Below are 26107 nucleotides of genomic sequence, written 5' to 3'. Positions count from 1 at the left end.
ACATTAAAACTTAGTAAAATAATTCATCGCCAAATGGTATTCATTTCATTGTTATAATCAAAATAAAATGCCTTGACACTCTGCATAAGCCTCAATAATTCTATTTCTTGTTTGTTCAGCTCTCTTATAAATGCCAATTGTTCGGTAAATAAGGTTTAAAATATTAAAACAATCTAAGTCTACTCCATCTTTTAAATGGTTCTTAATGCTAATAACCATTACGTTCTCGATGACTGCCCCTTTAGTTCCATAACAAAAAGCTGCCTAAAAGACAGCTCCGATCTTCAGTTAACGCACCCTTTTTTGAATTAACACCTTAGAGAAAAATCACAATAAATAGTAATCCTACACCAATAAGAACTCCACCAATTAACTCAAAGTTACCCAATATGAAGAACAATTTACTTTTATTTTTTAAATCGAATGAAAGAATCCTTTTTCTTAACCAAAATCCAAAAATGACAATAAATAGAAAAGAAAAAAGAAGTAACATTGGATTATTTTTAATATAGAGTCACTCCCATTTTTTACACCTAGCAGCAATTATTAAATAATACTGATTGATTTTGTACTCATTCTTCATTGGAATAACTATACACTAAAATAATACCTTCTTGAACTAAGCTGCCCCTTTAGTTCCATAAGAAAAATAGCTGCTAATCAGCTCTTAGCATTGAAGTAAAGCATACGTTAGTTCAACAAGATTTTTTTATTTATTTCTTTAATTGGCACAATATTAGAAGGAGTTAATTCTTCAGACTCAATTACAATTGCAGTTAGTCCAGCGGGAGTTGGTGAATCATACTAAAAAATATAAATATTTACATTTTTTGATCTTTATCCATCCGTTTTGCCATTACGCCCCAAGAGAAATAAAGTAATAGAGTGATGGCTAAAATTATGATACCAGCTTGTGTGATATACATAAAGTCCCACTCTTTAATTTCCTTCTCTTCCTGACCATTAAAATCTTGAATTACATAGTTGGAAGTTTCATAATCCATAAAAACGCAACAAATTATTCCTCCTATTATTACTCCAACTAATAATGATAATAAGAACTTTTTCAATTTTGTGTCCTCCTGCCCTTTATCAAATATGAACTGAGGATAAAAATTAAAATAACCAAAAATCCCCATCACATAGTGGCTTTTTTCTTATAAAAATCTCCCCATAACCAACTTAAAAGTGAATGAAATACTACGAAACAGAATGCGTATGCTAAATTCCCTAACCAATTTATCGTTTGCCCCCTGAAGTATTGTAGACCAGAGTTTGCAATATATATGAGTATGAAACCCACTATATAACTAATGAAGAATCTTTTCTTTGTTATTGCCATAATACAAACCACTCCTATTCTTTGGCAGGTAATCCAAATAACCTGCCCCGATAGTTCCATAAAGAAAAAGCTGCCTTAAAGACAGCTCCGATCTTAAGCTAAAGCACCCGTTAGCTGAATAGTGCTTTATTTCAATCACTCTTTTTATCAACTTCTTCATAAGGTATTTCTTTTCTTGACTCTATTTCTTGAGGTTCGCTTGAGTAATTTCGAACTAATCCATTATTGATGTCATCAATAGGTGTATATTGATTACTTGGTATTGTTTTATTCTTCTTAAACATCCTAAAAAGAGTAAAAATAATCACCCCGATAATTAATGCAAGTACAAAGTATTGCATTTAACCTCCCCCAATCAAAAAGTCGATACCTAAATTTTACCATATATTTCATACTCCTTATGCAACTAACCTGCCCCTTTAGTTCCATAAGAAAAAGAGCTGCCAATTTCAATAATAGATTTATTAGGAAAACTTGGAATTTAAGTTGTTGTATATTAAGATAGTATATGATTAATATTTTCCATTATATAGGAGGAGACATATGAAAAAGAAAATTCTACATACGGTACTTTCGATAGCAGTAGGAGCAGGGATACTATCCGTTGGTGGTGATCCTACCCAAGCTAAGAGTCAAAATCAGGAGATGAATGACACATACGCAATAGCTTTTAAAAGTGGATTACCAGAGAATTATCAAGAGGTAATACGGAAAGCTGGTGGTAAAGTAACCAAAGTTCTTCCCGAAGTTGGAGGAATAGAAGCTCAATCTGACGAGCCTTCTTTTCTTAAAAACCTAAAAGGTAATTCTTCAATAGAAGCTGCTAACAGAGAAATTCCCCTAACCTTAAACAAATCTGCAGTCAGCCCTTATAACTATGGATCTAGTATCATCAGCCAGCAAAATTCAGAGAGCTATTGGGACTCCCAATGGGATATTCAAAGGGTGACCAACGACGGGAAATCATATGATTTAGAAACAGGCGGATATAAAAATAACGATGGCAGTATTACTCATAAAGCAGTGGTGGGAGTGATTGATACTGGAATTGATGAGTCTCATCCTGATTTAAAGAATAATATAATAGGTGGACGTAATCTTGTTCCTGCTGGAATGGATGAATCTGAAACAGGTGATCCTACTGATATAAAAGATCGCAATGGGCATGGTACTCACGTTGCCGGTATCATTGGAGCAAATGGTAAAGTAAAGGGTGTAGGACCAGATTTAGGAATCAGATCCTATCGCGTATTATACTCAGAGCAAGCCCTTGGATTACCAACTTGGATTATAGATGGAATAATTGCAGCAACAAATGACAAGGTAGATGTTATTAATATGTCTCTTCGTTTCTATAATAATAACAAAATGACAATTGAGGGAGAAAGTTATAAATCAGTCGCTGAAACGTTACTATGGAAGAGGGCAATTCAATATGCAGTAAAGAATGGAGTAACTGTAGTAGCCGGTAGTGGTAATGAAAGTTTAAATTTAGATGACAAGAAGGAAGTTAACGAATTTTTAAACAAATTGTATGAACCATATGGAATGAGCGTGAAAGGTCCTGCAACTGTGGTACCAGCACAAATGCCAGGAGTCATTAATGTGTCTGCCTCCACAAAATGGTCCACTCAACAGCTTGCTTTCTACTCTAATTATGGAAACAGTGCTATTGACGTGGCAGCTCCCGGAGGAGATTATGGGCCTGAATATGCAGAAACCAATGATCCTGCGGCGGCTGATCCAAGTAACTTAATCCTAAGTACTTGGCCTACCTATTTAGGTACTTCATATGAGTTTAATGCTGGTACTTCCATGGCTACTCCTCAAGTAGCTGGAATTGCAGGAGTTATTAAGGCAGCTCATCCGGATTATAAACCTGCCCAAGTAACAGCGCGCATTAAGCAAACAGCTGTTGACTATGGAAAGAAAGGACAAGATGCTTTATTTGGTTCAGGAGAAGCAAATGCTTATAGAGCATTAGAAAATATAAAGAAGTAGCTTATGTTTCAAAATAAGATGAAATATTAAAAGTACAAGGAAGATTCTTGATCAGAATCTGCAACACGAACAGTAATTGGACATGAATATATCCATAAAATAAGGTTTCTTTGCTCAACAAAGAAACTATATGCCCGAAATATAAAAAACAGAAACACATAAAATGCGTGAAGCCATATTCTAATTATCACAACTCACCAGTTAAAATTCATTCCCAACTTAATTGTTGGGATTTTTTTGTTTTATCGCTTAATTACAATTTCTAGTCCAAGTAAAAAAACATTCTCCAATTTGTGTTATGGACCTATACTGACCCCGATAGTTGCATAAGAAAAAGCTGCCTTAAAGACAGCTCTGATCTTCAGCTAACGCACCCGTTAGCTCAATAGCAAATGAATTACAACTCGTTATTCTCCCAAAGCTCGACCAGTCGACCTTCAGGATCTTCAATCCAAATAAACTTTCCAAATTCACTAATCTCTTTTTTCTTTGCAAGTGGTACACCAATATGTTCAAGATGCTTAATAGTCTCGTTAAGATTATGTACTTGGAAATTTAACATCACTTGTTGTTCTGTTGGAAAATAACTGTCATTCTCGGTAAAGAAAGAAAAGATAGTCTCATTCCCTAATTGGGGTTTTATCACAGTCCCATTCCAATTGTCTATTTCAATCTTCAACACTTCACTGTACCATTTTTTTATAACTTCAAGATTCTTAGTTCTCCAAAATATTCCTCCAAAACCTTTTATCATCGTATCTAACTCCTGTCTGTCTTCAAATTTTTAGCTATCCGATTACATTAGATATTCGAGATTTAAATTTAAGTTCCTTCTTCAACTATACTGCCCCGTTAGTTTACGTACATTTTTTCACTTACTCAATAAAAAGAGTCGTTTTCCCTATAAGAGAAACGACTCTTTTGGTAAATATGACAACAATTTGACCAACATTGTATCCCTGCAATTACTTTATATATATTTCAGAATCGGATACTACTTCCTTCACTCTATTGCGTTTTAAAGCAGTACTCATTATCACAATCATGCTTACTAATCCAATCCAAACAAGAACAGAAACAGGCGTACTCCAGGTTAAGCCTTCCCCAAAGAAGAATAATCCACGAAGCCCTTCTACCATAAATCGCATTGGCAACCAAGAATAAATCCAATCCCGATAAAATGGAGACATCATTTCAGGTGCCATTGCCAGTAAAGGTGCACCGAAGAAAAGCAGTAAGATAAAAATAGGCATACCTTTAAGCCCCAATAGTGAAAGTACAGCTAATATCATTAGAAAAAAGCTAAAGGATGTTATTGATAAAAATAAAGCCGTATCCATGAAATTCGGGATATTTAAACCAACCATACCATCTGCTATCCAGGTTAAGCCAAATCCAATTACCAGAGCTACAACGGCACCCATAAAAATTTGCCCCATCTTTGTGACAAGGTTTTCTTTTCTAGTGCGAATCGGCATTTTGCTAATGGAAATAAAGATTATCGCAGCACTTGCCAAACTAGCCATCCATAATGGCTGGAATAAGGAAACAGGAGCATTTCCATTCGCACTATTCGTGCCGATTTCATTGACATTTGTGACTTTCTTAGCGATTGGAACTGCAAGGCTTGCTGCCTGTTTTGCAGTCAAAGTTGCTCCTTGTTTTTCAAAACCATCAAGCAGTTGTTTTCGGACAGTGTTGTTCATGTTATCCACTACTCCATTCAAGAACTGTCCTGCCATCGTTGAAGCAGCCGTATTCATACCCTGATTAATAAATATTTGTACTTCAGTTGCAGAAGGTGCTGGTGTCCTTAATGATGCCTGATTAGCACTGAAGTCTTTCGGAATGACCAATGCTGCATAATATTTTTGTTCATCCATTCCAATTTGTGCTTCCTCTGCTGTTTTTACTTCAACCCACTTTACAACAGGGTCTTCATTTGTTGTTGTATTTTTATCCATTGTTTCAACGATGGTTTTACCCATATTCATTTCTGGTTGATTAGGAATTTCCACTCCTTCATCCTCATTTACGATTGCAATCGGCAGATTTTTCGGTTGTGATTGAACGGATGGAAATAATGTAAGTGAAAAAATAAAAATAACTGCCAATGCGATGATCGGCGAAACCAATACCAATTTATTTTTGAACATATTTTACTCTCCTTATTTGGGTTTATATTATAATAAAGAACAACCTGTTGTTTTATTTACTACATTCAAATTATAATTGGGGACTAGTTCTGTTTCAATAATCAAAAATGGCACATGTGTTGGTTACGGAACACCTTTTATAAATGTGTTGATTAAAATTAAGGAGGAAGTAGCTTGCGAGATAGTAATACGGATTTACGGGTCATTCGAACAAAAGAATCCATCCGAGATGCACTAGTTGAATTGATAGATGAAAAAGGGTTCGAAGCAATTACGGTTAAAGACATAACAACTAGAGCAAAAATTAATAGGGGTACATTTTATGCCCACTACAAAGACAAATTTGATTTAATGACGAAATGCGAAGAAGAAATCATGCTTGAAATGTCCAGACTTGTAAAACAGAACTTCCCAGGTGTTATTGCCGCACTTGAAACCAACTCACCGACTGCAACAACATTTTCCCTTTCAGTTTTAATATTTGAGTATCTTAATGAGAATAGTAGTTTTATGAAGGCTGTGTTAGGTCCAAAAGGCGATTTATCTTTTCAAACAAGATTGAAAGACTTTATGTGGAAAACATTTCTTGGAAATAATCCAAACGCACTTATTAAGGAGGAAAATTTACTTGTACCAGGACAATATTTTGCTTCTTACGTTGCATCTGCACATATAGGTGTAATTCAACAATGGTTGGATAGTGGCAGGAAAGAATCCCCTCAAGAAATGGCTCGTATCCTATCAACCATTACAGTTAATGGTCCCTTCTTTGCAGCTGGTTTGAAAAAATAAATCACACAGGGATTAAGGGACAATACTATGAAAAATAGGTACTGTCCCTTTATTATTAATATGATTATGCAACTAACCTATCACGATAGTGAACAATAAAAAAGCTGTCGCAATGGCAGCTCCTATCTTACTGTATGGCACTGTTAGTTTAAAAAATAATAGTTATTTTTAAAATAATCTTCTTATCAAGCCGTCACCAAAAAACAATACAATTGCACAAATTACTAAAAACTACCAACCAAGTCCTTTCCAATACGTTGTAGCTAAAATCGTAATCAGAAAATACCAACCTATAAAACCTTCATTTTAACGCCCTTTCTTATACAATTGTACTCAATCCAAATACAGTACATTCAAAAAGTATATGACCTTATAAAAAAGGCCATACCCTTCTTAAAAGGAATATGGCTGGTGATATAGAGTTACTTTCATTATGGAAAGCGTATTGCGTTAATATCGACATTTATAGCACTTGAGGAGGTTACATTTGTTGCTACTGTATAAGCGATTCTAATTTCATATGTTGTAGTCCCAGTGACAGCAGCAGTATTTACATTAGTAGATGCAACAGGAAATCTTGATGTACCTGCAGCACTTACACTTCTTTGAACGGAACGTGTATCGATTAAAACCCCATTACGATATAGCCTAACTTGAAAAGTGAAATTTGAGTTGGCCGTCGTGACCACATCAATTGATACTGCATAGTCCACTTTAATGGTCTGGCCAACAGTAGTTGGTACATTCATTGTAACCACTGTCGTTTCGGTTCCAGTAGATGTGAGAGCGATTGGACCAGCCACTTCTGCAAAAAATAATTGAGGAGTTGCACCTGTGGCTCCTGTGGCTCCCGTTGACCCTGCGACTCCCGTTGCTCCTGTTATTCCTGTGGCTCCCGTAGCCCCTGTAATTCCTGTGGCTCCTGTTTCCCCTGTGGCTCCCGTTGCTCCTGTTGCGCCGGTAGCTCCTGTGGCTCCTGGATCTCCTGTCGCACCTGGATCTCCCGTGGCTCCTGTGATTCCTGTGGCTCCTGTGGTTCCAGTCGCACCTGGATCCCCGGTGGCTCCGGTGGCTCCTGTGATTCCTGTGGCACCCGTAGCTCCGGTGGCACCTGTAATTCCTGTGGCTCCTGCGGCTCCTGTCGCACCTGGATCTCCCGTGGCTCCTGTGATTCCTGTAGCACCCGTGGCTCCTGTCGCCCCTGGATCTCCCGTGGCTCCCGTAATTCCTGTTGCTCCGGTGGCACCTGTAATTCCTGTAGCTCCCGTCGCTCCTGTAATTCCTGTGGCTCCTGTAATTCCTGTGGCTCCCGTGGCTCCCGTGGCTCCTGTGGCTCCCGTGGCTCCTGTAATTCCTGTGGCTCCTGTAATTCCTGTGGCTCCTGTTGCGCCTGTTGCTCCTGGATCTCCCGTGGCTCCTGTAGTTCCCGTTGCTCCTGTTACTCCTGGATCTCCCGTGGCACCTGTAATTCCTGTGGTTCCTGTTGCGCCTGGATCTCCTGTTGCGCCTGGATCTCCTGTCGCTCCTGTAATTCCTGTAGCTCCCGTTGCGCCGGTAGCTCCTGTGGCTCCTAGATCTCCCGTCGCTCCCGTAATTCCTGTCGCTCCGGTGGCTCCCGTAGCCCCTGTAATTCCTGTTGCTCCTGTTGCGCCTGGATCTCCTGTCGCTCCTGTAATTCCTGTGGCTCCGGTGGCTCCCGTAGCCCCTGTAATTCCTGTTGCTCCTGTTGCGCCTGGATCTCCTGTCGCTCCTGTGGCTCCTGCTGCACCGGAATCTCCTGTGGCTCCTGTTATTCCTGTAGCACCCGTCGCCCCTGGATCTCCCGTGGCTCCCGTAATTCCTGTGGCTCCCGTGGCCCCTGTGGCTCCTGGATCTCCCGTGGCTCCTGTTGCGCCTGAATCTCCCGTCGCTCCTGTAATTCCTGTCGCTCCTGTGGCTCCTGTAATTCCTGTAATTCCTGTTGCACCCGTTGCTCCTGTTGCCCCTGTTGCTCCTGAATCTCCTGTGGCTCCCGTAATTCCTGTTGCACCCGTTGCTCCTGTGGCTCCCGTTGCTCCTGTTGCCCCTGTTGCTCCTGAATCTCCTGTGGCTCCCGTAATTCCTGTCGCACCCGTAGCCCCTGTAATTCCTGTGGCTCCTGTTTCCCCTGTGGCTCCCGTGGCCCCTGCGGCTCCCGTTGCTCCTGTGGCACCCGTTACTCCTGTTGCGCCGGTAGCTCCTTTGGCTCCTGGATCTCCCGTGGCTCCTGTAGTTCCCGTGGCTCCTGTAATTCCTGTGGCTCCCGTCGCTCCTGTAATTCCTGTGGCTCCTGCGGCTCCTGTAGCCCCTGTCGCACCTGGATCTCCCGTCGCTCCCGTGGCCCCTGTAATTCCTGTTGCGCCTATTGCGCCTGGATCGCCCGTGGCCCCTGTAATTCCTGTGGCTCCCGTAGCTCCTGCGACTCCCGTGGCCCCTGTAATTCCTGTAGCACCCGTCACTCCTGGATCTCCCGTGGCCCCTGTAATTCCTGTAGCACCCGTCACTCCTGGATCTCCCGTGGCCCCTGTAATTCCTGTGGTTCCTGTCGCCCCTGGATCTCCCGTGGCTCCTGTAGTTCCCGTGGCTCCTGTGATTCCTGTTGCTCCTGTGGTTCCTGTCGCACCTGGATCCCCGGTGGCTCCTGTGATTCCTGTGGCACCCGTCACTCCCGTGGCTCCTGTAATTCCTGTGGCTCCCGTGACCCCTGCGACTCCTATAGCACCCGTCGCTCCTGTCGCTCCTGGATCTCCCGTGGCCCCTGTGGCTCCCGTTGCGCCTGTGATTCCGGTTGCCCCTGTTGCCCCTGTTGGCCCTGTTGGCCCTGTGGCACCCGTAGCTCCTGTTGTCCCTGTAATTCCACCAGCTATCGCATTAAAGCTCTCTGGACCAACACGCGTTACATCTGTATCAACTGAACCAGTAATGTTACGAACAAAAGCTGTATATACTAAAGATCCTGAACCTTTGGGGACATTGTAATCTGCAGCTGAAAATGAGTACTCATGCGGTCCGGCCTCAGAGCCATTAAGTACAATAGTCTTAATACCGGTAAAAATTGTATTAGCATTAGGATTGGTCCCTCTAACAATTTTAATTTCAATAGAATTCACAGGAACACTGGCTTGTGGATTTACTCTTAAGGTGATGATCCCATCAAATTGAACACGAATCATTGAAGTTGGATTTGCTTCGCTAACATTAAGGCCAACTTGTCCAAAAAATTGATAAGCAGACGAAGTGGGAATATTAATGGAGTTAGCATAGGAAGCATTTTGAGATGTTATTTCATCAAAGAATTCTGGCATACTTTGTTCCACCTACTTTTTTTATAAAAATACAAATGAATTTAATTTTCTCCAAATACTAGGTGTTTTAATTTGGCTTTAGAACCTTATAATACTTTATGAAATTTGCAACAACAGTGAAACGGCACAAACCCTTTGTCCTTGTAAAATACCCTGTGTTATACAAAAATAAGGAAAATATCAATCTGTATTTTTTATTTAGTCTAAAGATAATCAATATTTTTATAGAGCTATTCTGCCCTTAAATAAGGGTATTTTTTTCTTGGATTGCTGTAAAAAAAAAAACTGAAACCTACATTATGTAGTTTCAGTATTCATAAATTCTCGAACGAGTAAAAAAACCATTAGCATTCGTGTTTCTCCTTTTTCCAGTTTTCTACATGGCTAGTGGAATCATCCCCATTTTTACGATTAAAAGATCCAAATTAACTTTTCGAGAAGCAAAAAAAGGCTAATCCCTTGGCGTTCAAGGGATCAGCTTTTTTCCTTTTTTTCGATACTCTTAAAGTATCTGCGGTTAGAGTCGATGGAAGGGTGATCTGGAAAGTAATCAGCAGCTAACTCATTATGCCTTTTTGATTCCTCTAGCTTGCCGATGCGGTCAAAACATACGCAAAGCTGAATGTGCGGCAGCCATGTGTAACAATTCCGCTCGATAAAAGGGCTTTTTGTTTCAGGTATTTCTATTTGTGTTGCTAGATTGTACCAGAATATGGAGCGTTCATAATCATGTTGCTCCAAATGGATGTATCCGAGCCGACAGCAGATTTCCCCTCTTGGTGTATCGTACTCGAAAGACTTTAAACAGCTCTGGACTGCTGAAACCCAATCTTTAAATTGAATATGGCAGTCCGCCAACTTGCCGCATGCTTGAATGTTATCCTCACTCCATCCTTTACCCTCTTCAAGAAATTTACGATACCACTTGATGGCATCATCATATAAACCATGGTCATTGCATTCATTCGCATAGTAATATTTGTCGCGCGGTGAAAAATCAATTCCTGATTGAAGGAGCTTCTTGTAAATTCTCAAATTACGATCATTAAAGCTTTTTTCCTTTTTATGATGTATGGCAATATCCGATTGAAATGTGAGTCCGGTTACTTCAAGATACTCATGAACGAATCCTATCCATTGAAAGTTCTTTTCCCGTTTTACGAGCCGGTTCCGCCTGGAACTGAAGCTGGGGTTTCCATTCCCATCAAAAGAAAGATGATAAAACATCATGACAGAATCGAAGTGAGGAGGAAGCTCTTTTTTCAGGGTTGAAAATTTCTCCTGATTCTCTTCAGTTAAAATATCATCCGCATCAAGCCAAAATATATATTCTTTTGTCGCTTTAGAAAAAGCGAAGTTTCTCGCAGCTGAAAAGTCATCGATCCATTCAAAATCATAAACATGATCAGTGAAGGCTGAGGCAATTTGTTTCGTGTTATCTTTTGATCCTGTATCAATGATGATAATTTCATCGACTAGTTCCCTTACAGAAGCAAGACAGTTAGAAAGTGAATCTTCTTCATCTTTTACAATCATGCATAAACTAATTGAAATCCCGCCCATTAAACCACCTCCAATAACAGCATATTAGTTTCTGCCTGCTATAGTGTCTGGAGATAGCGTAAGTATGACCTAATTAAATTCAAGACATGACCAAGGAAAATCGTCAATTGCAGGAAATTTAAGATCTTTTTTTGCAAACGCATCTTTTGTTGCAATTCCTTTGCTGAAGGACTCTATTTGTTTATAATTTTGTTTATATTTTTAAACACCAAATGTATGATTATGTTAATGATCGTACATTCAAAAGGCCGCCAATTGGCAGCCCTCTTATGGCGCTAAAGCATCCATTAGTTTAAGTATAATACTTCAAAAAATTATTGAAATTGTTCAAAAATGAATTGAACAATACAGTATAAATTTAGTTAATGGTTAATAAACAAAATAGACAAATCAATACAAGATATTTGATAGGGGATATGTTTTTTCTTCTTAAAGGCACCTGTTTAAATCTCAATACTTAACACAAAAAGTAAAGATATCATGAGAAAACAAGTAACTGTTTCTTTCATAGAATACAGTCTACTTGATATTCCTATAAGAAGCCCTCTCCCTACTAAACACTCCAACCTTAACTCGTCCGAACATCTGTTAATTGAAGAAAGGTCTTCGGTATTATATAAACTTAAACACCAAATAAAAATGTTCCTAAAATCATATATACAAAAGGAAACATTAATAAGACCGAATTTAAAATGATAGCACCAAGCGTCAAAACATCCTTTTGTATTTTATGTGCTTTTAAAGCGAAGAAAAGACCAATAGCACAAAATACTAAAGGAAAAAATATAGGCAATCCTTGTATCTTTTCGAGTGTAACAATATCAAACAGAAAATTCACAATGAACATTAGAGGAAAAAGGAATAACAAATAAGAAACAATAATAAATGTCTTTTGCACAATGAGCTCCTTTGAAAAGTTATGTTTCTTAAACTTTAACATAAAACAAGTTATATTTGGGTCGATTTTCCATCCCTTTATGCAACTAACCTGCCCCTTTAGCTCCATAAGAAAAAGAGCTGCAAAAGCAACTCCCTTATTAGAAGTAAAGTACCTTGTTATCTGAATAAGTAGTTACCTTTTATTTCTCGTTTAATTGCTCTAACCACTCTATAAACCAATCTTGAGGTAACTTTACTTTTGAGAGGTCTAAGTTCAGCAATTCTTTTAATGAGTAAGTATTTACCAAAAATAAATCCCATTGACATTCAATATCTCGTGCTATTCCAAAAGCTATTTCATCAAATTCATTAAATTCTCCAGCTTCATCTTCCTCAAAAGCCATTGTGAGGTTATCACACCACTTAATTAACTCATATTGTGAAAATCTGTTTTCTTTTCTACATACGGTATTTAACAAGTTCTTTAAGTTTTTGGACGAGAATGGAAAATCTATAGTGGTTTCATTCCAGTTCCAATTCATATAAACATCCCCTATATCAACTGAATTACTTACTATCCGCATCACCTTTCAACTCTCTATTTTATAACATTTTCTTATTCAACTAAACTGCCCCGTTAGTTCCATAAGAAAAAAGCTGCCTTAAAGACAGCTCCGGTCTTCAGCTAACGCACCCGTTAGTTTAAGTAGATTTCTTCACAAACTTTTTAGTATTTCAGTTAATACAGGAATGCTACCCCGTTACTTGAAGAAGAACATGTATATAAAACTACCACAGTGCACTTCCCAACAAAATCATGCCAATAAATCCATATACAACAGTAACTCCCAAACCATACAAAAATAAGTTATCCTTTTTAAATAGTCTGATCAGTTCAAAGAAAGAAATTACAATCCGTATAACCAACAACAGTCCAAATATACTTAAAAATGACATTCCAATAGTCATTGGAATCTCTGTCACTAACCTCATACCATCTGACTTATCATTTGAGACTACCCCAATCCCCATTCCAATATAAATCCACAAAAATGACCTCAATATCAATGTAAAGAATAAAATGTAATAACGATGAACAGTAGGTGCCAAAGAAGAATCCACAGACGTTATCCATTTTATAAAATACTTGATACATAACCTACACGAAATAATAGGATGTAACCACGCAAATATAAAATCTGTTTCATCGTCCTTAACATAAGAATTCTTTCCAAATGTCATTTTAATTATATTTGATTCGTTTTTCTTCTTTTTCTTCCTTTTCATCTTCAACAACCAATCTAATAGTCATAGTATAATTCGATATTATTCAATCGAAATTATATCATAAACGAGAGTAAAACTTTTTCTGTGTTAGCGAACGAGTCATTTATGTATAAAACTACATTAAATCACTTGTTTCCTTCTTCCACTAACCTGCCCCAATAGTTCCAAAAGAAAAGAGCTGCCTTAAAGACAGCTCCGATCTTCAGCTAAAGCCAACCATTAGTTCACTAAGAAAGGTAATTTCCATTTTACCCCTTTAAGGGGTATGGATAGAGTATCACTCAACAAGCTGATCCTCAATAAAATGCTCACTCTTGATTACCTTTCCTTCCTTATTTTTATCATAAACATTGTATTCTTTTTGTGTTTCAGCATCTGACCAAATTATATATGCAATTAGATCATTCTTATGATGTTCTAGCCGATCTGTATTCATGTAACTTTCATCAAGCTGCCAGTCTCTTGGCAAATCCTCACTTTCCCTATAAAAGGATATATCAAAAATCCTGTTTTTTCCTTCCATTACTTTTATTTCTTCTTCAACTGGATGTTCCATACTGTATTTTTCAACTATTTCTTTCAATTCTATTAAATCTTTTGGTGGATTTAGAATCATATAATGCTTTTTAACAGTCACCTCTTCTTCATCCTTTTTACCAAAGATCTCTTCTGTATTTTCAATTTCGAAAATCTTTGTTTCCCCACTTGATTCCTCATTCTTTATACATCCAATTAAGTTTAATGGAATTAAGAATATACAAATCATTAAAACTATAATTTTCAAATTAACTTTAATCACTCAATTTCCCCTCAAATGGTACATCCATTTCCATTACAGTAACAAAGGGCTTATATTTGCCATTATATTCATCATAATGCTGTAAGACAAACCAGGAACGGAATCCTGCTAAGTTGACATACTCCTTCTCAACATCTGGCCGATCCAACCCAAAATGATCATATAAACGAACACGCATGACTCCTTTAAAGTGATTATTCTCTACAGAAAAATCTTTTACGGATACCGTATTCCCCCAAGTATCATTTACTGTAATTGTAAGTCCACCTACTCGATCACTCCAGGTGCTAAACGTCGGATAACTAGCATTTCTCTGTATCAAATTATAAAATTCATTTGTATTCTTTGTACTTTTATCCAACTTAAGTGCTGCCAAATTACCTCCATTTTTCTTTAGCTCATCAACTAAGGCATTTTTGACAAATTCAACATAGGCTTTCGTTGTTTCATGCTCACTTGCTTCTTTAGTTAAAGTCTGGTTTTTGTACTCTTTACCAGTTCCCTCTTTAAAATGATTAATCATATCTAAAATAACCTCTTCCATATCTCCCATGGAAAACAAGCTTGTTGTCATATCCTCGAACTCATAAAAGAGAATACCTGGGAAATAAGATTCAAGTAATTGGAATCTGAACATCCAGCTAATATCTTTTATTTCATCTTCTGTATAATCATTTGTTTTCATATCATTCGCTATATTTCCATTTTCATCATAGCCTTCTGGTCTATCTGATTGATAAATTTCTGTATCGGTAAAATCAGAGTACAACGGTCTCAAATCCTCATTATCAAACTTTCCATCTCCGTCACTATCTTTTCGGTCAGGGAAACTGGCTGGAAAGAAACCTTCATAATGAATTTTAACTCCAAAAATTTCTACCGTGAATGATTTTAATTGCCCCATTTCTTGCCCATCGGTTAATCCATCTCCGTCACTATCCTTCTTGTTAGGATCTGAGTAAATTATACCGTACGGTGTTTTCATTCCTTCAATTTCATAGCTGTCGTATAAGCCATCCCCGTCCGAATCTGTTTTATCAATTTCTACATCACCTGATATACCATTTTCGTCATCTCTTCCTACATCACCTACTGTCTTCGTTGCAAGATTGTTAAGCAGATCTTTATTTACATCATGCGTCCCTGAGTAGTCTATTTCCCTATTCCATAGCTCCAACCATTTTGCCTTATCAACAACCAGATATTCACCAAAGTGAGTAGTTTCCACACTTATTGTATTTTTACTTGTATCTAACACAGTGTTAATGCTTTCAAACATTTCCTCGTCTTCATTGTACCAAATGATGGCTAGATCATCTTCCAACGTGTCTCCGAGCTTCGCTTCATCAAACGTAAACTGAATGCTTGCTTTCTCAAATTCTGATTGCGTATTGATGCTTACAGGAGAACCAATAATACCGTGTAAATTAGTTGTTTTAATATTTATGTTGTTTGTGCTGCTAATTCTAGTCGTTTTATTAATATTATCCTTTGCACTAAACCCAACTTCTACGCTTTTAATTTCTGATTTATCAGGCTGAATCAATGATTTACTAATCGATTGTTTATAGAGTTCTTGTGAATCCTCGCTTCCGTCATTGTCGCCGTCTGCAGCATTCGGATTTGTCTTTAAAGCATATTCATCTCCATCACTTAACCCATCGTTATCTGTATCATACTTATTAGGTAATGAATCGAACTGATGTACTTCAAATCCGTCAGTTAAATCATCTTGGTCTGAGTCTCCTTTAATCAAATTTGTTTGATTAGCTTGCTCGTCTTTATTAATCAGGCCGTCTTCATCGATATCTTCATCTGCATCACTTATGCCATTACGATCTGAATCATATTTTGTCGGGGAAATAAATGATTTGACCTCATATTCAATATTGTCCTGCAATCCATCACCATCTGTATCCTTTTTAAATGGATTCATTCCCTCTAGGAATTCTATTCCATCTGTTAAAGTATCACCATCCGTTTCAGAGGTAGATTCAAAGAATTCTGTGTTAAATGAATAGCCTGCTTTTTCAAGTCCGAATAACACTTGTTTATATGCATTTTGATAGGATTTTGATGCAGGGACAGCTAGATCTTTTTCTAGAAACTCATTACCTTTTTCAGACATTTTACCAGCGTTATTCAAATGAGCTTTTAGTTTATTTCCTTTTTGATCTGCTTGATCGGAGATATCCTTTAAGATGCCGATAGCATTTTTATTGACAATTTTATCCGATAAATAAAAATTAAAGAGTATATCTGCAAGTAATACTTCAGTTGGTTCATTAAAATCGTTTTTTGTTACATACCCCCATAGACATATGGTTAACTTATGTTTGATTTCCAAGAGCCGATCACTTTTAAGAACCGACTCATGTATATACTCCTCTTGAACAGCTTGTTCATATTGGTTAATCAATTGTTGAAGTACATCAAGTTCATTAATATCTTTTTGTTTAAAGTCTCCGATTTCATCAAATTCCGCTATCAGTTTAGAATCAAACTTAGCATTAGTTTCTTTTATGACTGTCGCGAAACGCTTTAATTCATTTATTGCAATCTGATCATAGATTTTCGCAATTCTGGTGTCCTCATAGAATTCATATTCACTTAACCATTGTTTTACATTTTGCTGACTAGAGTTATTGCCCTTGGCAACCGCCGCTTGCCCAATTCCGCCGAAAATCATTGCAAAGATCAATAAAAAACTCAATATACTTTTTACTTTATTTTTCAACGTGATAATCACCTCTATAAGAATATTAATTTAACCTATTTACGATATGGTTCCCATCCAAAGAAATATTGTCAAAATCCTTGAGTTAACGTCATTAAATCAACGCCTTTACAATTGTAATTTTCTAATGCAACTAGTTAGTACCTATCAAAAGCATAAATAGGAATTTACTCCAAACGAAAATAATGCTGAATATTCTGAAATTTAATAAATCAGAAAGACACCTAGTTCATTGTCTTTTTAAATTAACCGAACATAAATAAATCTTTGATCCAATAGATTTTCGGACTGTAAACCAATTAATGAATCCCGTTTAGCTCCTCAACCGTTTATATGAAAAGTGTCAGGGGATGATGCTTTTTGTTCCTAAGACTGTGGCGAAAATGCAAAAAGCATTGAAGAGCATAAAATAAACAGTAACAGCTCTTATAGTTCCTTGAGGGATAAATTCATTTTTTCTCCTTTCCTCCCTAAAAATAATTTTTTCAACTAAGTATTAGTTTACAGATTAAAATTATGGAATATAAGGTAAAGATTTCCTATATATTTTTATCAGACTTATGAATTAATGATCTTATTTTAGAGATTGAACCAATATATAGCCAATTTTCTTTTAAGCCACCTTTTGATTCATATGTACTTTCCTTTTCCTATAAGAAAACCCCTTTAGATAACCACAAAGGGGCAAAGCATCGTAACTTTTTTGCAAACATCGCGACTTTATTCAAAATATCTCAGGTTTTATAAACAACGTGACTTTATTTTAGATACCACACTCTGTACAATTTTAGGGTTCATTTCTTTAGCCATTGCAGGTTTACTATGTAACCGATGAATGAACAAAAAAGACCTTCAATTGAAGGTCTTTACTCATATGAGGAACAATTTGGATAAAGGTCCCTCCTTAATGTGTCAATAAGACCATTTCTCATCATCTGTAACCCACTGATTTTTCTTTAAATCAAAGGATTCATAATCATCGTGAAGAGAAAAGTAGGCTGGCAATGTTATTGCTTGTCCATCTGCTTTTTTCCAGCAATCTGCGACCCAAGTAGCAAACGCTTGTTTTTCTGCAAGGTTAATTTCTTCTTCATTTTTTTCGTAGAAATCCCAAAAGTCTCCTGTTTGATTACCTAAAAGGTGGGTGTATCTTACATTTTCAATCATACCCTTACTACCTGCAAAGATAGTAGAATCCTTACCCTCGTTAAAGACTTCATTAGCCTGTCTATCCATTGAGAACATAGTAATGGATAAGTTAAACTCGGAAGGATCATCTACAAATGCTACAAAATCCAATAATTCCACTTTAGAGTAAATGGTGTATTTATGTAACTCCTTTATATTACTGATAAATGTTTCCGATTTTGCTTCAAGGTTTTCTTCGACTGACTTCATATAGCTGTCTACCGTATAAAGAGATTTGACTTCTTCATCTTCATTGACTGTTTTTTCTTCATCTTCTTTGACTATTTTATCTTCAGAATTGGCTTTCTTGTTCTCCGTGTTTAATGCTTCACAACCCAATAACCCCAATAATAAAATAGAAAATAAAACAAGTGATGCTTTTTTCAAATATTCTCCTCATCTCTATAACTTTTCCATCATACTTCAACCAATTATACCAAACCTTATACCTAAACGATCTCCGAAGCATACAAAAAAGTACCCGAAAAGGATTCCAAGCAGGTCATCTTTACCAGAGGCGCTAATGCCGTTTCCAATAATCCATAAGAAAAGAGCTGCCTTAAATACAGCTCCGACCTTCAGCTAAAGTAGATTTATCATGCGATACACTCTATAAAATCCTCTCTAATAAATCCCCCACTTTTTCTGCCATTTCCTCTGGTGGATAAGGCATGCCATTTTTTAGCCACCATTCCACTACACCTACGTAAGCATTTGCAACAAATTCAACAACTACATCTTCGCTTTGACCAAAATTTTTCCCTTTTGTTATATCGACGTCTTTTTTGAACTCTTCGATATTATGCTGAACAAACCGGCTGCGAAAGTACGGAGCTCCTTCACTCACCAACATCGTCGAAAAAAATAAATAATTACTTTCAAGATATTCCATACAGTGTACAGTCGATTCAATCCAATCCATTTCAGCTTCCGTTTCACAAAGGTTAACCATGTTATTTATATGTTCTTCTATGATCTTATCCAACAGATCAAATTTATCCAAGTAATGAAGATAAACCGTTGCACGGTTAATATTTGCCCTGTCAGAAATATCCTGAATGGTAATGCTATCGAAATTTTTTTCTGACATCAATTCAAGAAATGCTTTTTTTATTGCATCTTGAGTTCTAACAATTCTTCTATCCACTTTTGCCATGTTATTGACACCATACTTTCACTGAGATAGTCAACAATTTTTATTGATTTGTTGTTTAAACATCAAAACTGATTAAATTAACGATTTATATGCCTTGTTTTGTTTATATTTATATTTTAGATTATAGACAGGTGTAGAGAAAACATCAAATGTAGTTTTTTTTACATGAAGGGATGATACGAAATGACAATTGAAAACAAAGTAATTATAATCACTGGGGCCTCATCTGGAATTGGTGAAGCAACTGCAAAATTATTGGCCAGTAAAGGTGCTAAAGTTGTTTTGGGCGCTCGTCGCGAAGACAAATTAAAAGCATTGACTGAGGAAATTCAAAAAGCTGGTGGACAAGCTGCTTATCGCGTCACAGATGTTGTTAATCCAGATGATAGTCATCAGCTTGTTCAACAAGCTAAAGACACTTTTGGTGGTGTCGATGTAATCTTCTTGAACGCTGGAATAATGCCTAATTCACCACTTTCCGAATTAAAAACTGACGAATGGAACAGTATGGTTGACGTTAATATTAAAGGTGTATTGAATGGTATCGCCGCAGTATTGCCAACATTTACATCGCAAAAGTCTGGACATATCATCACTACTTCTTCAGTAGCTGGGCTTAAAGCTTACCCAGGCGGTGCAGTTTATGGCGCAACAAAGTGGGCTGTTCGTGATTTAATGGAAGTTTTGCGTATGGAATCTGCCCAAGAAGGTACTAACATCCGCACAGCAACAATTTATCCAGCAGCGATTAACACGGAATTGTTGGATACGATTACTGATAAGAATATTTCAGAAGGTATGACTGCGTTGTACGAACAATATGGTATTGCACCTGATCGAGTTGCCAATATTGTGGCATTCGCTATTGATCAGCCAAAAGATACGAACATTAATGAGTTTACAATTGGACCAACAAGTCAACCATGGTAATAATTACAAGATGAGATAAAACTAGCGCTATTCATTTTCTAAAGCTCAGGCTGTCGAGTAGACCTCGACAGCCTGGCACATTATACTTTGAAATTTATTCAGAGACAGGAACAAAGAGGATTTTAAAAAACTGATATTGTTTAAAAGGTCTGGATATTAATGGAGAAAACAGCTAAATTGAAAGTTATCTAATACCCTTAAAAATCTCCCCCTTTACGCAATTACAAAATGACACTGTACTGAAAGTAGGAGATCCATTTTATGACTAAACGAAATAACTTGCTGATTTTCATATTGACCATAGGAGTTTTCGGCATCTTAAATACCGAAATGGGGGTTATTGGGTTAATGCCCTCCATTGCTGATCACTTCAATGTCAGCATATCAAAAGCAGGATTGCTTGTGAGTCTTTTTGCTCTTACTATTGCTGTATCTGGACCAACGATGCCGTTATTGTTTTCCGGGATAAATCGTAAGAAGGTCATGTTACTTGTATTAGGAGTTTTCGTTATAGGAAACATTGTATCCATATTTACATCTAATTTTACCATTCTATTAATTGCTCGTATAATTCCAGCCTTCTTCCATCCAATTTATTGTTCTTTGGCATTTACAGTAGCTGCTTCCTCAGTAAGTAAAGAAGAAGCTCCAAAAGCTGTTTCTAAAGTATTTATCGGTGTATCTGCGGGTATGGTAGCCGGCGTACCGATCGCAAATTTTATTGATAGTGCCGTTTCGTATGAAATGGCGATGGCATTCTTTGCTATTGTTAATGCTATTGTATTCATTGCTACATTGATTTTTGTTCCATCTATACCTGTTGAGGAAAGAATTTCTTATGGTACACAACTTTCCGTATTAAAAAAACCTATTTTATGGCTTTCCATCGTGACTGTCATTTTATTAAACTCAGCTATATTTGGGGTTTATAGTTATTTTGCTGAATATCTGAAAACAGTTACGAATATGTCCCCGAATACCATAAGTTTAACGTTATTCGTCTTCGGTGGAGCCAGTATTATCGGAAACATTGTCGCAGGAAATTCACTTACTCATAGTGCCATTAAGTCTGTAGTATCTTTTCCTTTGTTATTGGGTGCTGTTTACATCATTTTATTCTTCACAGGACAATTTACCGTACCTATGGAAATTACAACTTTAATTTGGGGAATATTAGCCGGAGGAATAATGGCAAATATTAATCAATATTTGATTGCGTCTTCAGCTCCCGAAGCGCCTGATTTCGCCAATGGCTTATTTATATCATCCTGTAACGTAGGAACAACAATTGGTGCAGCAGCAGGCGGGTTATTTATATCAGAACTGGGTACACAATACGTCGTATTAGTAGGAATCCTATCATTGATACTAAGTTTGGTAACTATTTTTCTTAGAAACTACATGTTTACTCCTACACAACAACTATCTAGATAAGGAATAAGTTCAACATTCTATAAAAGTTCCCTGTTCATTATTGCTTTATTTTCCCTGCCCTACTTTCTTTTATTGAATTTATAGGGTGTGGAAAATTCTACTCTGGCCCAAGATTAGTAGCCGAAAAAAGGAGGATATATTATGTCAAAGGATATAAAAGTTGCACTTGTCACTGGTGGGAATCGAGGAATTGGATATGAGCTGGTCAAACAATTGGCTTTGAATAGTTTTAAGGTCATTTTGGCAAGTCGGGATCCAGAAAAAGGGCATGAAAGTACGCAAAGACTTAAGGATTCAAATCTTGACGTGTCGTTTCTGGTAATGGATGTAAACAATCAAGAAAGCATCCATCAAGCTGCGATTACTGTAAATGATCAATATGGAAGATTGGACGTATTGATTAATAATGCAGGCGTGTATTTGGATGAGAGTGAAAATTTAGTGACTATGGACACTTCCATTCTGGAGAAAACAATGGCAACCAATTTCTTTGGAGTTTACCATGTGATCCGTTCCTTTATTCCCCTCATGGAAAAGCAAGGCTATGGGAGAATCATTAATGTTTCCTCAGAATACGGGGCGATGAGCGAACTGTCATATCCAGGAGTAGGAGCTTATAAAATATCTAAATTTGCCCTTAATGGATTGACACGATTGGTAGCTGCAGAAATCAAAGGTGATATCACAATAAATGCGGTCGATCCGGGATGGGTAAGTACAGATATGGGTGGATCATCTGCTCCAAGAATACCCAAGCAAGCAGCTGAGTCTATCCTGTGGTTAGCAACTATTGGACCTGAAGGACCTAATGGTGGGTTTTTTAGAGATGGAAAACGAATCGATTGGTAACATTACAGTTTAAACACATTATTCTGTGTTTAAGTGTGGTTCGATACAATAAATACCTTATCTTTTATCATCAATATTAACAAGGCAAAATTTTTCCTCGATTAAGAAAATGACCAAAAAAAGAATCTAGTCCAATTGACTAGATTCTTTTTTTAATTTCTTCCCTTAATGATTCAATGATAGTACTTGATAAATTTGCTGGAAGAGATGAATTACCCTCAAAAACCCATGTATTAATTACTTCAAGATCTTCTTTTTTAAAAGTAATGCTATAATCTTTATATTTGTGAGTAAAATCAGCTGTAACCGATTCTTCACCATCAAACTCATCATCAATAATCATATTTTTTATTTCATATGGCTTCACGATGTAATCTCCTTTTTATCATTCTTGTATATAGAATTGGCTTTATATGATTGTTTATTCATTTTATTCACGCCAAAAACCGAAGGGCTATTTTCAGGTGATGAAAGCATTAAACCAAACAGCAATCAAAAAGTCGATATCAACATAACTTTGTGGTTATCTCTAAAGGAGTTATGTAGGTATAGTTGGGCTTTCTTATTTTCTTTTCTTCACTTCTACCCAAAAGGTTGTATAACAAAAAAACCTTATGTTTTAATTTAGGATGAAAAAGGTTACCTACATCAAACTGTAGAACCTCACGTCGATTGGAACTCCAGGCACTCGCTTTCCGCGGGCGGTCCGGGAGCCTCCTTTGCGCTTTTGCGCCTTTGGGGTCTTCTCCCCTCGACGCGCTTTTCCCTCAGGAGTCTCGCACCTTCCGTTCCAATCATACATTTGTCTACAAACTCAGTTACCTACATGTTTTTCTTTTCTTGACTCTTATTATCCACATAAAATGATTAGCTTCATGATTGCCTTCACCTAATCCTTTTATCACAATCGGCTAGATATGACTTCGTTTTTACTGAACTGTTCCGAGAAGGCATGAAATGAATGCTAAATTTTGGTGAAGAGTTTGCGCCGCCGTCCAGTTTCTTCAATAAAAAAAGCTCTGTAAAGTTTCCTTTAACAGAGCGTACCAACATATTAAAGTATTTTCACCAAGCCTTTTCTAGTACCCAAGCAAGCAATTTCCTGATAGCCTGATACACACTCTACCACTCTTTTTGAACCTAAAAAATGGACTTTTTTTATTTAGCCTCAAACGTAATTTGATTAGGCTGAAAGCGACTTTGACTAATGTTTAAGTGTTCAGGTCTTATTACAAGCTTTTTATCTGAATTCTTAACTTGCGAAAACTCTTTTGATAGATTTTCATTATTAAGGATTTCTAATAAATCCACTTCCATAACATTGGTTTCCCCAATAAAGTCGGCAACAAAAAGAGTCTTTAATTATATTGGTTAACATAGGACTATTTAATGGCTTACTTAGGATTCCCCATCCCCACTATCAAAAAATGAATCAAATCCCCCATCAAGATCTTCTATTGCTTCTTCAAACATTTCCCCAACATCAAAACCATCCATCATCTCAGTAAGTAACATCGACCCTAAAACACCTACTGCTAATCCACCAACCATTCCAGGTATAGCGTTTCCTAATTGGGAAGCGCGACCATGATGATGGTTGGTGGAATAAGAGAACGGCTGTGTAAAAGCATAAGGCTGATCAATAGCTTCCGATATATATTTTCCAAGTAGTTTATGAAGATCGGCTTCATGCTCGAGAACATTCTTACTTAAATAAAACTCACGTTTTGCTTCAATTTCCTTGTAGCCGCTTTTACAGTCAACTTCCATCCAGACCCGGATACCTGATTCTTCCTTGGCAAACCGCATTTCAACTTCATTTACCTGTCCCATGAATTGTTGAGTGGGAAAAAAAGCAAATTCCTGTCCATATTGGTCGAGTTTACCCGAGTTTGCTGTCTCGCGAAAACCTAATTGAGCCATTACATTAAAAATGGATGTGATAGATTTTTGGGATTGGATGACCAGCCGGTCTACATCTTTACGATCAACTCCGCCCTCAATATCAAGATGTGTATCCAGATAGTATGAGACAGTTCCCCTTGAAATAGGTATATTCGTAGGTAGGACGTAATGAAACGGAATGACCTTACGTTCTTTGGGGTGAATGCAATATCGATTAACTAATGGTATATGGGCAACTTCCTTAGAAACGCTTCCTTGTTTTAATACCACGTTCATCATCAACCGGACAGTCAATTGATTGATTTTCTGTTCCACTTCACCACCTTGAATGACTACCTCCCCTTGAATGCTATCTCCAGCTTGATAATTACGATTATCATATTGTAAATCTACAGTTGCTGCTCCTTTTCCTAAGCTTGCTAATATTTTCTTGAACATGCTTCCTCTTCCCTTCGTCAACCCTCTATTAGAATTCATATGTAAAATGGGCGTAATAAGATAGGACAAGAAATCTATTTATAATTCATGAGATTTCTTAATTTATCCCTGATAGTATTACGTCGAAAAATGAAAATAGTTTCAAATAATTTACCGCAGTAGGTGACTTCAGATTAATATGTTTTTAATGATATTGTTGATGGACTATTGGCTTTTATTTTTCATGTAATAGGCGAAAAAACAAATGATGTTCCTTTGACTGAATACAGCAAGTTAGGGTCACCCATTGAAAGACGGATGTATAATGCATTGGTGATGAATGGCTAATTATGTACAAACACAAGTGAAATTTGGTTCTTATCGAATTAAACTTTGCTAAACCTTTTATCGATTGAATGTGGTGGAATGGTGATGAGAATAATATATATTATTGTTTATTTAGGGTGAAAACCAGCAACTGTACGACGAAGCATATAGAGAGAGAGTTTAATTTTCGCTCAAAAAAATGCCAGGGGCTAACAATTTTGAAAGTACTCTAATAACAAGAACATCATCTTTGATAAGCTATTTTGAAATGGTCATATTCCCGATTTCTCCATTACTTTATAGCCATGGCCTTTAATTTATCCTCGCTGGTCAAAAAATCCCTTAAATGCATGCGCTTACATTTAATTCCGCATTATCCCTGCTCTCTTTCTCAACAGATCCTTTCATTATTACCTTACTGGGCTAAAGGGATATTCCTATCCAAGATATATAGAAATAACCGACTTCACTTATCACTTAAAATTACAAGAACCATATTACAATTTCTGGATTAAGGATTGTAATTCATCTTGAAGGTTTCCTTTTGATAGAGCAGAGTGAAGAATTTCATGAACAGTATTTAAGGAAATTTGTAGTTTTTCTTCTCCTAATGTGGTTAAACGTGTATAGATGCCTCTTCGATCATCTTCACATATATGCCTTTGTAATGCTCCGCAGCTTTTTGCTTCTAGCCTGCCCACCAGCCTTGATATAGCACTTTGGCTTAGTCCAACCATCTCCTGTAATTGTTGTAGCCTCAATTGTTTATCGCTTGTTTTGGATAAAAAGTAAAGAACGTAAAACTCTTTTAACGACAGGTTATGATTTTTTTGCAAAGCACTTTCAAGTTCATTCGTAATGCTCATTTGAATACTAGTAAGAGAAAGCCAATTATCTAAATACTTCTTTTCTTGGTTGTTCTTCATGCACATTCCACCCTGTTCTATCCTATATAATTAAAATATGGCACTTTAATTGATTTTCATAAGACATATAAATAGTTCTAACATACTCCAAAGCCA

General features: G+C 37.0%; 22 protein-coding genes. 5 read left to right on the top strand and 17 right to left on the bottom strand.

The features are described 5' to 3' along the window. Positions 1-821: 821 nt before the first annotated feature. Together ACSR9O_RS10615 and ACSR9O_RS10610 are read right to left on the bottom strand one after the other, a co-directional pair. Positions 822-1070, bottom strand: a complete 249-nt coding sequence (locus ACSR9O_RS10615; protein ID WP_491724361.1) for a hypothetical protein — start codon at positions 1068-1070, stop codon at positions 822-824. Between the two features lie 403 nt (positions 1071-1473). Further along, on the bottom strand, positions 1474-1683 hold the full coding sequence (locus ACSR9O_RS10610; RefSeq protein ID WP_057276960.1) for a hypothetical protein: 210 nt from the start codon (positions 1681-1683) through the stop codon (positions 1474-1476). A 202-nt stretch (positions 1684-1885) separates the two neighbouring features. Here ACSR9O_RS10610 and ACSR9O_RS10605 point away from each other — a divergent pair, with 202 nt between their 5' ends. Further along, positions 1886-3343: a S8 family serine peptidase gene (locus ACSR9O_RS10605; protein ID WP_491724360.1), complete on the top strand. Its 1458-nt coding sequence runs from the start codon at positions 1886-1888 to the stop codon at positions 3341-3343. 397 nt (positions 3344-3740) lie between these two features. On the opposite strand, the gene ACSR9O_RS10600 is transcribed toward ACSR9O_RS10605, so the two are convergent. Both ACSR9O_RS10600 and ACSR9O_RS10595 read right to left on the bottom strand, forming a co-directional pair. Then, positions 3741-4097: a VOC family protein gene (locus ACSR9O_RS10600; protein WP_260358911.1), complete on the bottom strand. Its 357-nt coding sequence runs from the start codon at positions 4095-4097 to the stop codon at positions 3741-3743. 211 nt (positions 4098-4308) lie between these two features. Then, positions 4309-5499, bottom strand: a complete 1191-nt coding sequence (locus ACSR9O_RS10595; RefSeq protein ID WP_260358912.1) for a YhgE/Pip domain-containing protein — start codon at positions 5497-5499, stop codon at positions 4309-4311. 174 nt (positions 5500-5673) lie between these two features. Here ACSR9O_RS10595 and ACSR9O_RS10590 point away from each other — a divergent pair, with 174 nt between their 5' ends. Next, the gene (locus ACSR9O_RS10590; protein ID WP_491724359.1) at positions 5674-6291 is read left to right on the top strand and encodes a TetR/AcrR family transcriptional regulator; all 618 of its coding nucleotides are present in this window, start codon (positions 5674-5676) and stop codon (positions 6289-6291) included. Positions 6292-6722: 431 nt separating this feature from the next. Here the strand turns inward: ACSR9O_RS10590 and ACSR9O_RS10585 are convergent, their stop codons facing one another. The 9 genes from ACSR9O_RS10585 to ACSR9O_RS10545 form a co-directional block, all read right to left on the bottom strand. Next, the gene (locus tag ACSR9O_RS10585; RefSeq protein WP_491724358.1) at positions 6723-9614 is read right to left on the bottom strand and encodes a hypothetical protein; all 2892 of its coding nucleotides are present in this window, start codon (positions 9612-9614) and stop codon (positions 6723-6725) included. Between the two features lie 474 nt (positions 9615-10088). Beyond that, entirely contained in the window at positions 10089-11177 is a 1089-nt protein-coding gene (locus tag ACSR9O_RS10580; RefSeq protein ID WP_491724357.1) for a tetratricopeptide repeat-containing glycosyltransferase family 2 protein, read from the bottom strand. A gap of 622 nt (positions 11178-11799) precedes the next feature. Beyond that, entirely contained in the window at positions 11800-12117 is a 318-nt protein-coding gene (locus ACSR9O_RS10575) for a YnaG family membrane protein (RefSeq protein WP_491725460.1), read from the bottom strand. Positions 12118-12256: 139 nt separating this feature from the next. Next, the gene (locus tag ACSR9O_RS10570; RefSeq protein WP_101226114.1) at positions 12257-12598 is read right to left on the bottom strand and encodes a hypothetical protein; all 342 of its coding nucleotides are present in this window, start codon (positions 12596-12598) and stop codon (positions 12257-12259) included. A gap of 247 nt (positions 12599-12845) precedes the next feature. Continuing rightward, on the bottom strand, positions 12846-13343 hold the full coding sequence (locus ACSR9O_RS10565) for a hypothetical protein (RefSeq protein WP_230176865.1): 498 nt from the start codon (positions 13341-13343) through the stop codon (positions 12846-12848). Between the two features lie 277 nt (positions 13344-13620). Continuing rightward, complete coding sequence (locus ACSR9O_RS10560) at positions 13621-14142, bottom strand: hypothetical protein (protein ID WP_230176866.1); 522 nt, start codon at positions 14140-14142, stop codon at positions 13621-13623. Next, positions 14135-16879 (bottom strand): DUF3289 family protein, encoded by a 2745-nt coding sequence (locus ACSR9O_RS10555; RefSeq protein ID WP_230176867.1) that lies wholly within the window; start codon positions 16877-16879, stop codon positions 14135-14137. Before ACSR9O_RS10555 ends, ACSR9O_RS10560 begins: the two co-directional genes overlap by 8 nt. Positions 16880-17791: 912 nt before the next feature. Then, positions 17792-18454: a hypothetical protein gene (locus tag ACSR9O_RS10550; RefSeq protein ID WP_232782907.1), complete on the bottom strand. Its 663-nt coding sequence runs from the start codon at positions 18452-18454 to the stop codon at positions 17792-17794. A gap of 223 nt (positions 18455-18677) precedes the next feature. Beyond that, positions 18678-19223: a TetR-like C-terminal domain-containing protein gene (locus tag ACSR9O_RS10545; RefSeq protein ID WP_101222270.1), complete on the bottom strand. Its 546-nt coding sequence runs from the start codon at positions 19221-19223 to the stop codon at positions 18678-18680. 183 nt (positions 19224-19406) lie between these two features. Between ACSR9O_RS10545 and ACSR9O_RS10540 the strand changes: the two genes are divergently transcribed. From ACSR9O_RS10540 to ACSR9O_RS10530, 3 genes are all read left to right on the top strand, one after another. Beyond that, complete coding sequence (locus ACSR9O_RS10540) at positions 19407-20153, top strand: SDR family oxidoreductase (RefSeq protein WP_101222271.1); 747 nt, start codon at positions 19407-19409, stop codon at positions 20151-20153. Between the two features lie 261 nt (positions 20154-20414). Continuing rightward, positions 20415-21587: an MFS transporter gene (locus ACSR9O_RS10535; protein WP_491724356.1), complete on the top strand. Its 1173-nt coding sequence runs from the start codon at positions 20415-20417 to the stop codon at positions 21585-21587. 141 nt (positions 21588-21728) lie between these two features. Then, positions 21729-22436, top strand: a complete 708-nt coding sequence (locus ACSR9O_RS10530) for an SDR family oxidoreductase (RefSeq protein WP_101222273.1) — start codon at positions 21729-21731, stop codon at positions 22434-22436. A gap of 139 nt (positions 22437-22575) precedes the next feature. On the opposite strand, the gene ACSR9O_RS10525 is transcribed toward ACSR9O_RS10530, so the two are convergent. The 4 genes from ACSR9O_RS10525 to ACSR9O_RS10510 all read right to left on the bottom strand — a co-directional run bounded on the left by ACSR9O_RS10525 (position 22576) and on the right by ACSR9O_RS10510 (position 26011). After that, positions 22576-22803: a hypothetical protein gene (locus ACSR9O_RS10525; protein ID WP_101222274.1), complete on the bottom strand. Its 228-nt coding sequence runs from the start codon at positions 22801-22803 to the stop codon at positions 22576-22578. A gap of 791 nt (positions 22804-23594) precedes the next feature. Continuing rightward, the gene (locus ACSR9O_RS10520) at positions 23595-23753 is read right to left on the bottom strand and encodes a hypothetical protein (protein WP_260358924.1); all 159 of its coding nucleotides are present in this window, start codon (positions 23751-23753) and stop codon (positions 23595-23597) included. An 81-nt stretch (positions 23754-23834) separates the two neighbouring features. After that, a complete protein-coding gene (locus ACSR9O_RS10515) occupies positions 23835-24779 on the bottom strand; it encodes a sporulation protein (RefSeq protein WP_491724355.1) in 945 nt (314 codons plus the stop codon). 803 nt (positions 24780-25582) lie between these two features. Beyond that, positions 25583-26011, bottom strand: coding sequence for a MarR family winged helix-turn-helix transcriptional regulator (locus tag ACSR9O_RS10510; protein WP_101222280.1), 429 nt, complete (start codon positions 26009-26011; stop codon positions 25583-25585). Between the last annotated feature and the right edge of the window lie 96 nt (positions 26012-26107).

Source organism: Peribacillus sp. B65 (genome assembly GCF_058513295.1).
This window is presented reverse-complemented; position numbering and strand designations above follow the sequence as displayed.